This is a genomic window from Streptomyces sp. NPDC088197 (assembly GCF_044741185.1).
Taxonomy (GTDB): Bacteria; Actinomycetota; Actinomycetes; order Streptomycetales; family Streptomycetaceae; genus Actinacidiphila.
The window spans coordinates 99,620-113,328 of record NZ_JBIUSD010000018.1 but is presented as its reverse complement, the minus strand read 5'-3'; the positions used below and the strand labels follow the sequence as shown (position 1 = coordinate 113,328).

The window sequence follows — 13,709 nt, the reverse complement described above, 5'->3', positions numbered from 1 at the left end:
ACGCCGTTGTCCGGCGACGGCCGTCTATCCGCGAGGCCGCGCCGGTAAGGTTTCGATCATGCTGGTCGCCGCTGCCGTCTGTCCCTGCCCGCCGCTGCTGGTCCCGGAGGTGGCGGCAGGCGCCGCACCCGAACTCGACGCTCTGCGGGCCTCCTGCGCCGACGCGATCGGCGTCCTGGCCGCTTCCCGGCCCGACCGGCTGGTCGTGATCGGTCCGGCGGACCGGCCGCACCGCGGTGCTTTCGCCGAGGGCGCCACGGGCTCTTTCCGGCCGTTCGGTGTCGCGCTGGACGTCCGCCTCGGATCGGAACCCGGCGCGGCGGCCGACGCCACGGCCGAGCCCGCTACTGAGGCCGCCGCTGAGCCCGCACGCACATTGCCGCCCTCGCTTGCCGTGGCCGCCTGGCTGCTGCGCGGCTGGCACGCCGCACCCGTCGAGGGCCTGGGGGTCGGCGAGCAACTGGAACAGCCGCGCTGCGCCGCCGCGGGCCGCGCTGTCGCCGAGGCCGCGGGACGCGTCGCCCTGCTCGTGATGGGGGACGGCAGCGCCTGCCGTACGGTCAAGGCGCCCGGCTACCTGGACGAGCGCGCCGAGCCCTTCGACGTGGCCGTGACCGCGGCCCTGGCGGCGGCCGACACCGACGCGCTCACCGCGCTGGACGCGGAGTTGGCCGATGCGCTGAAGGTGTCCGGCCGGGCGCCGTGGCAGGTGCTCGCGGGCGCGGCACAGGGCGCGGGCCTGGCGGGGGAGCTGCTGTACGAGGCGGCGCCGTACGGCGTGGGCTACGCCGTGGCAACCTGGACCTGAGCCGGAGGGCTACGCGGATACCTGACCCGGAGCCCCCGCCCGGACGCGCGACTCGGACCTCCTACGGCAGGGCGCCGCGCGAGCGCTCAGGCGGTCGCGTCGCCGTCCTTGCCGCTCTTGTCCTTGAGGTTGCCCAAGGCGCCCTTGGCCCTGTCCACCCCGGTGCCGATCTTGTCGCTGTACTTGCCGCCGGTCTTGGAGTCGACGGTGTGCGCCGCCTTCTCCAGCCCCGACTCGATCTTGCCGCCGTGCTGCTGCGCCAAGTCGCCGGCCTTGCTCTTCGCCAAGCCCAGCTTGTCCTTGAACGTGTCCTTGAGGCCCATGCGGCACCTTCCCAAGCATCGTGAATCCCCCGCCCTGTTTCCGACCATACCTGTGCCCGCCCTGGCCTGCTTCACGCCAATCGATCGAGGTCAGCGGCCAATGTTTGCGAGACTGGCCACGTGAAGAACCGTGTGATCGCCGTCGTCGGCCCGACCGCAGCCGGGAAGTCCGATCTGGGCGTGGCCCTGGCCCGGATCCTGGACGGCGAGGTGATCAACGCCGACTCCATGCAGCTCTACCGCGGTATGGACATCGGGACCGCCAAGCTCAGCCCGGATGAACGCCAGGGCGTGCCGCACCACCTGCTGGACATCTGGGACGTGACACAGGCGGCCAACGTCGCCGACTACCAGCGCCTCGCCCGCGTCGAGATCGACCGGCTGCACGCCGAGGGCCGCGTCCCGGTGCTCGTCGGCGGCTCCGGCCTGTACGTACGCGCCGCGATCGACGCCCTGGAGTTCCCCGGCACGGACGCGGCCGTCCGGGCCCGCCTGGAGGCCGAACTCGACATGCGCGGCTCCGGCGCCCTGCACGCCCGGCTGGCCGCGGTCGACCCCGAGGCCGCCCGCGCCATCCTGCCCAGCAACGGCCGCCGGATCGTCCGCGCCCTCGAAGTCGTGGAGATCACCGGCCGCCCCTTCGCCGCCAACCTCCCCGGCCCCGAGGGCGTCTACGACACCGTCCAGATCGGCGTCGACGTCCCCCGGCCCGAACTCGACGAACGCATCGCCCTGCGCGTCGACCGCATGTGGGAGGCCGGTCTGGTCGACGAGGTCCGCGCCCTGGAGGCCGCGGGGCTGCGCGAAGGACGTACGGCCTCCCGCGCGCTCGGCTACCAACAGGTGCTCGCCGCACTGGCCGGTGAGTGCACCGAGGACGAGGCCCGCGCCACGACCGTACGCGCCACCAAGCGCTTCGCACGCCGTCAGGACTCGTGGTTCCGCCGCGACCCGCGTGTGCACTGGCTCACGGCCCGCGGCACGGAACTCGCGCACCAGGCGCTGACGTTGCTCCAAGAAGCGGTTACAGCCTGATCACGTGATGGCATCGGGACGCTCCGGCGTCCCGGACCTGCCGGTCGACCGTGCCATCATCGAGCATCTAGCTACGGTGTCGGAGAATCGGGAGGGCGCGTGGCGATGGAAGCCGGCCCACGCGACACCCCAGCCGGGCGCGACCCCGCGGCGGAAGCCCAGATTCCCCCGGAGTTTCCGCGCAATGGCGCGATCCCCGAGTCGAGGAACACCCTGGAGCCCTTCGAGCCCCTGGACTCCCTCGGCTCCCTGGAAGCGATCGAGCCCCTTCCGCCGATGGAGGAGGGCCAGTCCTTCCGCGAGCTGCGCCCCCAGCGCCGACTGCGGATCTGGCAACTCGCCCCGATCATCGCCCTCGCGGTGAGCGGATCGCTGATGTTCGCCTTCCCCCTCGCCTTCGAATCCGGCGACGCGGGACCTGTCGTCGCCATGCTCGGCCTGCTGCTGTGCTGCTGCTCCGCCGGGTGGGGCCTGATGGCCGCCCGCCGGGTCGGCTACACCTGGCCCGGCCTGCCCGCCCGCGGCTCCGGCGCCCGGGTCGACTGGCGCTACGTGGCCGGGTACACCGCGCTGATCGCCCTGCTGGCGGTGCTCGCCGTCTGGCGCGTCGCCCGGTTGCGCTGACGGCCCCGCCCACCAGACCGTCCCCCTCCGTCGCCCGCGTACGATCGATGACGTGACTGACGCGCGCCACGACATCGCACCGCTCGCCTTCCTCAAGGGCCACGGCACCGAGAACGACTTCGTGATCGTCCCCGACCCGGACGGTCTGCTCGACCTGTCCCCGGCCGACGTCACCCGCCTGTGCGACCGGCGCGCCGGAATCGGCGGCGACGGCCTGCTGCGCGTGGTCCGCTCCGCCTGCCACCCCGAGGCCGCGGCACTCTCCGACCGGGCCGAGTGGTTCATGGACTACCGCAACAGCGACGGCAGCATCGCCGAGATGTGCGGCAACGGCGTCCGCGTCTTCGCCCGCTACCTCCAGCGCACCGGCCTCACCGACGCGGGCGACCTGTCCGTCGCCACCCGCGCCGGCGTCCGCGACGTCCACATCGCCAAGGACGCCGACGACGGCACTCCCGGCGACATCACGGTCCGCATGGGCCGCGCCACGCTTCCCGAGGGCGCCGTCACCGTCACCGTGGGCGACCGCAGTTGGCCCGCGCTCCACGTCGACATGGGCAACCCGCACGCCGTCGCCTTCGTCGACACCCTCGACCACGCCGGTGACCTCCTCCGTGCCCCCGCGGTCGCCCCCGCCGACGCCTACCCGGCGGGCACCAACGTCGAATTCGTCGTCGACCGCGGGCCGCGCCACGTGGCTCTGCGCGTCCACGAGCGCGGTTCCGGCGAGACCCGCTCCTGCGGCACGGGCGCCTGCGCCGTGATGGTCGCCGCGGCCCGCCGCGACGGCGCCGACCCGGCCGTCACCGGCCGCCCGGTCACGTACACCGTCGATGTTCCCGGCGGCCGACTGGTGATCACCGAGACCGCCGACGGACAGATCGAGATGACCGGACCCGCGGTGATCGTCGCCGAGGGCGTCATCGACCCGGCCTGGCGCGGCGGTCCCTCCGCCGACCCCGGTGCCTGAACCACCACCTTTCCGGCGGTATCCGACCGGGATTCCCGCACACGTTCCCTCGAACGGGTGATGGGGATCACTCTCGGCGAGAGCGTGACTGCCGCACGTGGTGGGCTCGGTAGCATCAATCACCGGCGCGGCCCCACGGGGCGTGGAGAGCGTCCGCAGCCGGTTCAGGCTGCTGGAGGTGCCCGATGAGCGCAGACAACGCGGTGGACGCCGACCGCAGTGCCGGGGCCCCGCGCCGTGGACTGCGCCGGATCGACCTGCTCAGGCTCGGCCGCGCGGCGCTGCTCGGCCCCAGCGGCCGGGACCGCGTGCCCGACGCCATCGAGCACCTCACCAAGGTGCACCGCGCGCGCCACCCCGAAGCGGGCCCCGAAGCGATCGAGACGCTGCGGCGGGCGTATGTGCTCGCGGAGTCCTCGCACCGCGGTCAGATGCGCAAGAGCGGCGAGCCGTACATCACCCACCCGCTGGCGGTCACGCTGATCCTTGCCGAACTGGGCGCGGAGACCACCACCCTGACCGCCTCCCTCCTCCACGACACCGTCGAGGACACCGATGTGACGCTCGATCAGGTACGGGAGGAGTTCGGCCAGGAGGTCAGCTATCTCGTCGACGGCGTCACCAAGCTGGAGAAGGTCGACTACGGCGCCGCCGCGGAGCCTGAGACCTTCCGCAAGATGCTCGTCGCCACCGGCAACGACGTACGCGTGATGTCGATCAAGCTCGCTGACCGGCTGCACAACATGCGGACCCTCGGGGTGATGCGCCCCGAGAAGCAGGTGCGGATCGCCAAGGTCACCCGCGATGTGCTGATCCCGCTCGCCGAACGCCTCGGTGTGCAGGCACTGAAGACCGAGCTCGAAGACCTGGTCTTCGCGATCCTCCACCCCGAGGAGCACGCCAGGACCCGCGCCATGATCGCCGCGAACGCCGCCGGACCCGACCTCCTCGCGGCTGTCGCCGAGGACCTGCGCAAGGTGCTGCGCGAGGCGGACATCGCCGCCGAGGTCGCCATCCGCCCGCGGCACGCGGTCTCCGTCCACCGCGTCCTGCTCAAGCGCGGCGGCGCGGAACTCGGCAGTTGCGACTTCGGCCGCCTGCTCGTCGTGGTCGCCGAGGACGCCGACTGCTATGCCGTGCTCGGTGAGCTGCACACCTGTTTCACCCCGGTGATCGCGGAGTTCAAGGACTTCATCGCCGCCCCCAAGTTCAACCTGTATCAGTCGCTGCACACCGCCGTCGCCGACGAGCGCGGCCGGATCGCCGAAGTCCTGGTCCGCACCCGGCGGATGCACCGGGTCGCGGAAGCCGGGGTGATCGCGCTCGGTGACCCGCACGCCGTGGAGGAGACTCCGCAGGCCGCCGAGGCCGAGCAGGGGGCGAGCGCGGCGGAGACCTGGGGGAGGGTGGACCCGACCCAGCCCGGCTGGCTCGCCCGGCTGTTGGAGTGGCAGCGCGACGCCCCCGACCCCGACACCTTCTGGTCCGCTCTGCGGGACGACCTCGCCCAGGACCGCGAGATCACCGTCTTCGCCACCGAGTCCGGCGAGTCCATCGGCACGATGCGGCTGGCCGCCGGGGCGAGCTGCGTGGACGCCGCCTACGCGGTGCACGGCGAGGCCGGTCACCAGTGCGTCGGCGCCCGCGTCAACGGGCGGCTGGCGCCGCTGGGGACCCGGCTGCGCGACGGCGACACCCTCCAGCTCCTGATGGACGACTCCGCCACCTCCGGCCCCGACGCCGACTGGCTGGAGCACGCCATCACCCCGGCCGCCCGGATCGCCATCACCAGGTGGCTGACCCAGAACCCGGCGACGGCAGACGAGGACAAGCCGGCGTCGGCCCCTGCGGTACGCCCGACCCACGCCGCGGGCCAGGCGCGCGCCGCCGAACCGGTGGCGGTCACCGACCTGCCGCACGCGACCGTACGGCTGGCCCGCTGTTGCACGCCGGTGCCTCCGGACGGCCTCACGGGATTCGTCATCCGCGGCGGCACCGTCGCCGTCCACCGCGTCGAGTGTCCGAGCACCGCCCGGATGGTCACGGCGGGACGGGCGCCCGTACCCGTCCGCTGGCGCGACGACGGCCCCGCCAACGGCTTCCGAGCCACGATCCTCGCCGAGGCGCTGAGCCGCCCGCGCCTGCTCGCCGACCTCACCGAGGCCATCGCGGCCCAGGGCGTCGGGATCGTCTCGGCCGCGGTGGAGCCCCCGCAGGAGCACCGGGTGCGGCACACGTACACGGTGGAGCTGCCCGACCCCCAGGCGCTGGCGGTGCTGATGCGGGCGATGCGGTCGGTGCCAGGCGTCTATGACGTCTACCGCGCGCGACTGGCCGTCACGGCGGCGCAGCCCTGAGACCAGGGCGTACACACGCTTGGACGCGCGCGAGGACTCTCGTGAGGACGGCGCGGAAGCCCGGGTGAGCACCTGCGGGGACTTCGGGAAGTGGGTCATCACTGTCTCCTTCGATCGTTACTCCCAGTGAACGTCTGGTGGCAGATCGTAGGTTCCGGGGTGATCGTCACCCACACGAGTGATTCCGGCGACGGCCGCCGGAGATCCGGTCCTGTCGGCCGGCGGACAGCCCTCGCGGGTATCCGCGGCGAAACTCGCGTGACCGCGAGTGTCCGGCGTGCGACCATCGTAGTAACGGCAGAAACACCGCCGACCCGTTGACCGCTCGACCAAAGGATCCAATGACCTCCTCTTCTTCTTCCTCTTCGAACAACCGCCAGCGCCTCCCCGAGAGCCTTCGGGCCGACGCCCTGATGGAAGAGGACGTCGCCTGGAGTCATGAGATCGACGAGGACCGGGACGGCGACCAATTCGACCGCTCCGAGCGTGCGTCGCTCCGCCGGGTCGCCGGACTCTCCACCGAACTCGAGGACGTCACCGAGGTCGAGTACCGGCAGCTCCGACTGGAGCGCGTGGTGCTCGTGGGCGTCTGGACCACGGGGACCGTCGACGACGCCGAGAATTCGCTGGCCGAGCTGGCGGCGCTCGCCGAGACCGCCGGAGCACTCGTCCTCGACGGCGTCATCCAGCGCCGCGACAAGCCGGACCCGGCCACGTACATCGGATCCGGCAAGGCACTGGAGCTGCGCGACATCGTCGTGGAGACCGGCGCCGACACCGTCGTCTGCGACGGTGAGCTGAGCCCCGGCCAGCTCATCCATCTGGAAGACGTCGTCAAGGTCAAGGTGGTCGACAGGACCGCGCTGATCCTCGACATCTTCGCTCAGCACGCCAAGTCCCGTGAGGGCAAGGCGCAGGTCTCGCTGGCACAGATGCAGTACATGCTGCCGAGGCTGCGCGGCTGGGGTCAGTCGCTGTCCCGGCAGATGGGTGGCGGTGGCGCCGGTTCGTCCGGCGGCGGCATGGCGACGCGTGGTCCCGGTGAGACCAAGATCGAGACCGACCGTCGGCGTATCCGCGAGAAGATGGCCAAGATGCGCCGGGAGATCGCGGAGATGAAGACCAGCCGCGACCTCAAGCGCCAGGAGCGCAAGCGGCACAAGGTGCCGTCGGTCGCCATCGCCGGATACACCAACGCGGGCAAGTCCTCGCTGCTCAACCGGCTCACCGGTGCGGGCGTCCTGGTGGAGAACGCGCTGTTCGCCACCCTGGACCCGACCGTGCGCCGCGCGGAGACCCCCAGCGGACGGCTCTACACCCTGGTGGACACCGTCGGGTTCGTGCGGCACCTGCCGCACCACCTGGTCGAGGCCTTCCGGTCCACGATGGAGGAGGTCGGCGACGCCGACCTGATCCTGCACGTGGTGGACGGCTCGCACCCGGTGCCCGAGGAGCAGCTCGCGGCAGTACGCGAGGTGTTCCGCGATGTCGGCGCGCTGGACGTGCCCGAGATCGTGGTCGTCAACAAGGCGGACGCCGCGGACCCGCTGGTCCTCCAGCGTCTGCTGCGCAACGAGAAGCACGCCATCGCGGTCTCCGCCCGCAGCGGCATGGGCATCGACGAGTTGCTGGAGATCATCGACCAGGAACTGCCGCGGCCCGATGTGGAAGTCGAGGCGCTGGTGCCGTACACGCACGGCGGTCTCGTCTCCCGGGTGCACGCCGCGGGTGAGGTCCTCTCCGAGGAGCACACCGGCGACGGCACGCTGCTCAAGGTGCGGGTGCACGAGGAACTGGCCGCGGAACTGGCCCCGTTCACGCTCGTCGCCAGGACCTGACAGGTCTGAGGCGCCACGGTAGTTCGATGCCGGGTCGCCGCCGCGCGCACTGACATGGGTAAGGGGCCGTCTCCTTGGAGGCGGCCCCTTACCCATGCGTCGTCCGCTAGTTGAACTTCTGGCTCACGCCGTCGAAGACCTTCTTCGCCTCGGAACCCAAGTGCGGCCCCGCCAGCCAGGTGTTCGTCACCGGCCCGATCGACGTATTGCTGACCAGTGCCGTCGTCCCGTCCGGCCGCTTGGCGAACCAGCCGCCGCCCGACGAACCACCCGTCATCGTGCAGCCGATCCGGTACTCCGTCGGCGCCTGGGCGTTCAGCGACAGCCGGCCCGGCTTGCCCACGCAGTCGTACATCTGCTGCCCGTTGAAGGGGGGCGCCGCGGGATAGCCCCAGGCGCCCATCGTCCCGATCCGCGTCGCGGACGGCGCGTCGAACCACACCGGCATCGCCGTACCGACCGTCTCCTCCAGCGACTTGCCGCCCGCGCCCTCCTCCGGCTTCACATGCAGCACGGCGAAGTCATACGGCGAACCGCTGCCGCCGGACTCGGCGCCCGTGCTGATCCACTGGTCGGAGGTGCTGGCCCAGTCGGCCCAGAACACGCCGTACGGCGCCAGCACGTCACGCGAGGCGCCCTCCAGGGCCGCGGCGCTCTTGCCCGTGTCGTTGTAGGCGGGGACGAAGGCGATGTTGCGGTACCAGCCGCCGGAGGCACCCGCGTGCACGCAGTGGCCCGCCGTCCACACCAGATTCGACTTTCCCGGATGCGCCGGATCCCGGACCACCGTCGCCGAGCAGACCATCGAGCCCTTGGGCCCGTCGAAGAAGAGTTTTCCGACACCAGGTGCGGCCTCGTGGTAGGGCGCCGTGACCCGGCTCGCCTGCACCGGATCCGGCGCAGGGTCGCTCTCGCCCTGGTCGGCCGACACGTTGGTGGGCACCTTCTTGTCGCTCTGGTCCGCGCCCTTCATGCGGTCGTCGCTCCACAGCCCGTTGATCACCGGGTTGACGAAATCCGCCGCCTTGCGCAGCCACTTCGCCTTGTCCCAGTTCTTCCAGCCGCCCTTCTTGTACGCCTGCTCCCACTTCTTCAGGTCGTCGAGGCTGGTAGGGAAGGACGTCGGCAGACCGAGGTTGTTGCCCGCCGTCACCGACGAACTGGGCTTGGCGTCCGCGGAGTCACCGGACGACCCGCACGCGGTGGCGGTGCCCGCGAGGAGAACGGCTGCCGCCGCCGCGGCCACCAAGGGCCTTCGTATGGATGACATGGACTGCTCCCCCTGAGATGTCTTCGGCTGTACGGCAGTTGCCGCCCCGGATACGGGGTGGCCACCACTATGCCGCTGGTGTGAGGGACGGCCGGGGGTGTTCGCCGGTTCCGCGCCGAAAGTCTCCGGGCCGCCCGTGATCGAGCCGTCACCCAGTCGTTAGTACGGACGGGGGACGACTGCCTGGACGCCGACCCGGAGGAGTGAGCACGTGGCCGCCATTTCGAGCGCGCCGGGACAACGACTGGCGGCATCGGCCGAGGTGTCCGCCGAGGGACCGGCCGACGAATCCATGACGGGGGAGGCGATTCTCCGCAGGCAGGCGCAGCGCGAATCGGCCGCGCGCACCTATGCGCGGTCCCTGCCGGTGGTACCCGTCCGCGCCCGCGGGATGACCGTGGAGGGCGCCGACGGCCGCCGGTACCTCGACTGCCTGTCCGGTGCGGGAACCCTCGCTCTCGGCCACAATCACCCCGTCGTCCTGGAGGCCATCAGGGGCGTCCTGGACTCGGGCGCTCCCTTGCACGTCCTGGACCTCGCGACCCCGGTCAAGGACGCCTTCACCACCGCGCTGTTCGAGACGCTGCCGCCTCAACTCGCCGAGCACGGCCGCATCCAGTTCTGCGGCCCCGCCGGGACCGACGCGGTGGAGGCGGCCATCAAGCTCGCCCGTATCGCCACCGGGCGCGGCGGACTCCTCGCCTTTTCCGGCGCCTACCACGGCATGACGGCCGGCGCGCTCGCCGCTACGGGTGACACGGCGGTCCGCGGCGCCGTCGGCGAAGCGGACGCGCGGATCACCCGTCTGCCGTACCCGTACGACTACCGCTGCCCGTTCGGCATCGGCGGCGACCGGGGGGCCGAGCTCTCGGCGCGCTGGACCGCGCATCTCCTCGACGACCCCAAGGGCGGGGTGCAGCCGCCCGCCGCGATGCTCCTCGAACCGGTGCAGGGCGAAGGCGGCGTCATCCCGGCGCCCGACACCTGGCTGCGCAGGATGCGAGAGATCACGGCAGCGCGCGGCATCCCGCTGGTGGTCGACGAGGTGCAGACCGGCGTCGGCCGTACCGGCACCTTCTGGGCCGTCGAGCGCAGCGGAATCGTGCCCGACGTCATGGTGCTGTCCAAGGCCATCGGCGGCAGCCTCCCGCTGGCCGTGATCGTCTACCGCGAAGAGCTCGACGCCTGGCAGCCGGGCGCCCACACGGGCACCTTCCGCGGCAATCAACTGGCCATGGCCGCCGGCACGGCCACGCTCCGCTTCGTACGGCAGCACGCGCTGCACGAGCGCGCGGAGACCGTCGGCGCGCGCATGCTCAGCCGCCTGCGCGGACTCGCCGCGCACCACGACTGCATCGGCGACGTCCGAGGACGCGGTCTGATGATCGGCGTCGAACTCGTCGACACCGAAGCCGAGCCCGACGACTACGGAGCGCTTCCCGCCGCGCCCCGGCTCGCCGCCCGCGTCCAGCAGGAGGCCCTGCGCCGCGGACTCATCGTCGAACTGGGCGGACGGCACGGCGCCGTGATCCGGCTGCTGCCGCCGCTGACCATCACCGACGAACAGGCCGAAGCCGTGCTCGACCGGCTGGCCGCCGCCATCGACGCCGCGCGGACCGCGACGCGAGGCGGCCCGGCATGACCCCGGCTGACCGATCGCGAGAAGCCGTGCCGCCGCGCGGTACCGACGAGTGGAGCCCTGGCATGACCGCACCCGTTGACCCCGGCACCCCCATGCCGCCCGGCGCGGCGGTGCCGCTGGCCGCCGCCGTACCAGTGCAGCGACCGCGCGCCGCCGCGGCCGACCAGGATCCGGACCCGTTGGAGCACCCGGACCCGTATCGTGTCGCCGACGCGGCGGGCGCCGAGAATCTGCTGCGCTGCTGGGTCCGCGAGACGGGCCTCACGGAGCCGGCCGACAGCCTGCTGCGGATCTCTCTGCCCGCCAGCGGCACGCACGCCCAGGCGGTTGTTCTGCACTGGTCGGCCACCGGCCACCACCGCTTCGGACCGGTCCGCCTCACAACCGCCCCGAGCCGCCCGCTGACCGCGGTCGCGCTCGCCGCGCTGCTGGCCCGTGAAGGCGGCGGTGCGGCGGCCGAGGGCGACGACCTGGTGGCGAGGGTGGCCGATTCGGTACGCAGGACCGCCGTATTCGTCAGCGAGCGGCGTGCGCGGCCCGGCAGGCCCGAGCCGGAGCTGCCCTTCCTGGAGTCGGAACAGGCCCTGCTCCTCGGTCACCCGACGCATCCCGCGCCCAAGGCCCGCGAAGGGCTCAGCGAGAGCGAGAGCGCCGCGTACTCGCCCGAGACGCGCGGCTCCTTCGCGCTGCACTGGCTCGCCGTGGACGCCGCCGTCCTCGCCACCGACTCCGCGTGGACCGACCGCGGCCGACCCGTACCGGCCGCCGATTTGCTGACCGCGATGGCCGGGCCAGAACTCGCGTGCCCCGCAGGCACCGCGCCGCTCCCGCTGCACCCCTGGCAGGCGCGCGACATCCTGCACCGGCCCGCCGTCCAGCGGCTGTTGGACGCCGGGCTGCTGCGTGACCTGGGCCCGGTCGGCGACCCGTGGTACGCCACCTCTTCCGTGCGGACCGTCTACCGTCCCGACGCGCCCGCGATGCTCAAGCTCTCCCTGGCGCTGCGCATCACCAACTCCCGCAGGGAGAATCTCCGCAAGGAGCTGAGGCGCGGCACCGAGGTGCACCGGCTGCTGCGCAGCGGGCTCGTCGCGCGCTGGCACGCCGCCCACCCGGGCTTCGACATCGTCCGCGACCCGGCCTGGCTGGGCGTGGACACGCCGGACGGCACACCGGTGCCCGGCCTGGACGTCGTGCTCAGGCACAGCCCGTTCGGCCCCGGCGACCAGGCGCACTGCGTGGCGGGACTCACCTCGCCGCGCCCGTGGCCCGGCGTTCCCGCGCCCGCGGTGCGCTCCCGGCTGGCCATGCTCGTCACCCGCCTCGCGGAGCGCACCGGAAGGCCCGCGACGGCGGTCGCCACCGAGTGGTTCCTGCGCTACCTCGACGCCGTCGTACGGCCGGTGCTGTGGCTCGACGGCGAGGCGGGCATCGCCCTGGAAGCGCATCAGCAGAACACTCTCGTCCTGCTCGATGCCTCCGGCTGGCCCTGCGGCGGGCGCTACCGCGACAACCAGGGGTACTACTTCCGCGAGTCGCACCGCGGGGAGCTGGAACGCCAGCAGCCGGGCATCGGGGCCGACAGCGACACCTTCGTCGCCGACGAGATCGCGGACGAGCGGATCGCCTACTACCTCGGCGTCAACAACGTCCTCGGCCTCATCGGCGCCTTCGGCTCCCAGCGGCTCGCGGACGAGCAGGTGCTGCTCGCCGCGTTCCGCCGCTTCCTGGCCGCCGCCGCGGGTGGCCGCAGCAGCCTTCCCGCCCGGCTGCTGGACGCCCCGGAACTGCGCAGCAAGGCCAATCTGCTGACCAGGCTGCACGGAATGGACGAACTCGTCGGACCGGTCGACACCCAGTCGGTCTACATCACCATGCCCAACCCGCTGACCGTCTGAGCGAACCGTCCGGCCGCGCGTCCGTCCCCGGTCCTCGCCCCCGGACCCGCACCGGATCCCCGCCGGGAACCGGCCCGGACTCCCGACGAGGAATCGGACCCCGCTCAGGAGAGGAAGGAGCTTCCGTGACACCCGCCGACTCCAGTACCGAGGACACCCTCGACCTGAAGCTGCCGCCCGAGGTCCTGGCCCTCTTCGCCGCGACGGCGTTCGACGCCGCCGAACCGGACACCGAGGACCCGGCGGGCGCCGCGAGGCCAGGACTCCTCGGCGCGGCCGCCTCCTGGCCGGCCGTCGAGACCCCCGCAGGCTCCTTCCGGCTGGTGCCGGTCCGCGTCGACCGCGACCTGCCGCTGCTCACCCGCTGGATGAACGACCCGGCCGTCGCCGAATTCTGGGAACTGGCCGGTGACGAGCGCGTCACCGAGCGGCACCTGCGCGGCCAGACCGAGGGGGACGGACGCAGCGTGCCCTGCCTCGGCGTGCTGGACGGCACGCCGATGAGCTATTGGGAGATCTACCGCGCCGATCTGGACCCGGTCGCCCGTTTCTATCCGGCCCGGCCGCACGACATCGGCGTCCACCTGCTCATCGGCGGCGTCGCCGACCGGGCACGCGGCCTCGGCGGCACGCTGCTGCGCGCCGTGTGCGACATCGTTCTGGACCACCGCCCCGGCTGCCCACGAGTGATCGCGGAACCCGACCTGCGCAACACTCCCTCCGTCGCCGCCTTCCTCACCGCGGGCTTCCGCCTGTCCGCGGAACTCGAACTGCCCGGCAAGCGGGCGGCCCTCATGATCCGCGACCGTTCGCTGCGCCACCGGCTCTGAGCCCGGCCGGCAACGCCTGCGCCCCGACACCGCGTCCTTCGGGCGCTGCCTCGACGGCGGTTCCCCGAACCCTCCTCACCCCTGCCTTCCAGGTCACCAGGTCCCCACCGCAGG

11 protein-coding genes are annotated in these 13,709 nt (G+C 72.4%); 9 read left to right on the top strand and 2 right to left on the bottom strand.

From position 1 onward, the window contains the following. Positions 1 to 58: 58 nt before the first annotated feature. Positions 59 to 808 carry a hypothetical protein gene (locus ACIOC1_RS31015; RefSeq protein ID WP_401857265.1) on the top strand — a complete coding sequence of 250 codons (750 nt, stop codon included), beginning with the start codon at positions 59 to 61 and terminating at the stop codon, positions 806 to 808. Positions 809 to 894: 86 nt separating this feature from the next. Here the strand turns inward: ACIOC1_RS31015 and ACIOC1_RS31010 are convergent, their stop codons facing one another. Continuing rightward, complete coding sequence (locus ACIOC1_RS31010) at positions 895 to 1,131, bottom strand: antitoxin (protein WP_401857263.1); 237 nt, start codon at positions 1,129 to 1,131, stop codon at positions 895 to 897. A gap of 120 nt (positions 1,132 to 1,251) precedes the next feature. Here ACIOC1_RS31010 and miaA point away from each other — a divergent pair, with 120 nt between their 5' ends. From miaA to hflX, 5 genes are all read left to right on the top strand, one after another. Continuing rightward, positions 1,252 to 2,166 carry a tRNA (adenosine(37)-N6)-dimethylallyltransferase MiaA gene (miaA, locus tag ACIOC1_RS31005; RefSeq protein ID WP_355338191.1) on the top strand — a complete coding sequence of 305 codons (915 nt, stop codon included), beginning with the start codon at positions 1,252 to 1,254 and terminating at the stop codon, positions 2,164 to 2,166. Positions 2,167 to 2,271: 105 nt separating this feature from the next. Then, a complete protein-coding gene (locus ACIOC1_RS31000; protein WP_355338786.1) occupies positions 2,272 to 2,790 on the top strand; it encodes a hypothetical protein in 519 nt (172 codons plus the stop codon). A 52-nt stretch (positions 2,791 to 2,842) separates the two neighbouring features. After that, positions 2,843 to 3,760: a diaminopimelate epimerase gene (dapF, locus tag ACIOC1_RS30995; protein WP_401857261.1), complete on the top strand. Its 918-nt coding sequence runs from the start codon at positions 2,843 to 2,845 to the stop codon at positions 3,758 to 3,760. A gap of 185 nt (positions 3,761 to 3,945) precedes the next feature. After that, positions 3,946 to 6,117, top strand: a complete 2,172-nt coding sequence (locus ACIOC1_RS30990) for an HD domain-containing protein (RefSeq protein ID WP_355338197.1) — start codon at positions 3,946 to 3,948, stop codon at positions 6,115 to 6,117. Positions 6,118 to 6,458: 341 nt separating this feature from the next. Beyond that, on the top strand, positions 6,459 to 7,955 hold the full coding sequence (hflX, locus tag ACIOC1_RS30985) for a GTPase HflX (RefSeq protein ID WP_355338200.1): 1,497 nt from the start codon (positions 6,459 to 6,461) through the stop codon (positions 7,953 to 7,955). A gap of 106 nt (positions 7,956 to 8,061) precedes the next feature. Here hflX and ACIOC1_RS30980 read toward each other — a convergent pair whose 3' ends face one another. Then, positions 8,062 to 9,225: a trypsin-like serine peptidase gene (locus tag ACIOC1_RS30980; RefSeq protein WP_391052229.1), complete on the bottom strand. Its 1,164-nt coding sequence runs from the start codon at positions 9,223 to 9,225 to the stop codon at positions 8,062 to 8,064. A gap of 292 nt (positions 9,226 to 9,517) precedes the next feature. Between ACIOC1_RS30980 and ACIOC1_RS30975 the strand changes: the two genes are divergently transcribed. From ACIOC1_RS30975 to ACIOC1_RS30965, 3 genes are all read left to right on the top strand, one after another. Then, entirely contained in the window at positions 9,518 to 10,867 is a 1,350-nt protein-coding gene (locus ACIOC1_RS30975; RefSeq protein WP_401857307.1) for a diaminobutyrate--2-oxoglutarate transaminase, read from the top strand. A 62-nt stretch (positions 10,868 to 10,929) separates the two neighbouring features. Next, complete coding sequence (locus tag ACIOC1_RS30970) at positions 10,930 to 12,765, top strand: IucA/IucC family protein (protein WP_401857258.1); 1,836 nt, start codon at positions 10,930 to 10,932, stop codon at positions 12,763 to 12,765. Beyond that, on the top strand, positions 12,762 to 13,595 hold the full coding sequence (locus tag ACIOC1_RS30965) for a GNAT family N-acetyltransferase (protein WP_401857304.1): 834 nt from the start codon (positions 12,762 to 12,764) through the stop codon (positions 13,593 to 13,595). Before ACIOC1_RS30970 ends, ACIOC1_RS30965 begins: the two co-directional genes overlap by 4 nt. Positions 13,596 to 13,709 lie beyond the last annotated feature (114 nt).

Excerpts from the sequence above, each read along its gene's own strand:
- ACIOC1_RS31015 (WP_401857265.1), top strand. The coding sequence starts at position 59 with ATGCTGGTCGCCGCTGCCGTCTGTCCCTGCCCGCCGCTGCTGGTCCCG.
- ACIOC1_RS31010 (WP_401857263.1), bottom strand. The coding sequence starts at position 1,131 with ATGGGCCTCAAGGACACGTTCAAGGACAAGCTGGGCTTGGCGAAGAGC.
- ACIOC1_RS31000 (WP_355338786.1), top strand. The coding sequence starts at position 2,272 with ATGGAAGCCGGCCCACGCGACACCCCAGCCGGGCGCGACCCCGCGGCG.
- ACIOC1_RS30990 (WP_355338197.1), top strand. The coding sequence starts at position 3,946 with ATGAGCGCAGACAACGCGGTGGACGCCGACCGCAGTGCCGGGGCCCCG.
- hflX (WP_355338200.1), top strand. The coding sequence starts at position 6,459 with ATGACCTCCTCTTCTTCTTCCTCTTCGAACAACCGCCAGCGCCTCCCC.
- ACIOC1_RS30980 (WP_391052229.1), bottom strand. The coding sequence starts at position 9,225 with ATGTCATCCATACGAAGGCCCTTGGTGGCCGCGGCGGCGGCAGCCGTT.
- ACIOC1_RS30975 (WP_401857307.1), top strand. The coding sequence starts at position 9,518 with ATGACGGGGGAGGCGATTCTCCGCAGGCAGGCGCAGCGCGAATCGGCC.
- ACIOC1_RS30970 (WP_401857258.1), top strand. The coding sequence starts at position 10,930 with ATGACCGCACCCGTTGACCCCGGCACCCCCATGCCGCCCGGCGCGGCG.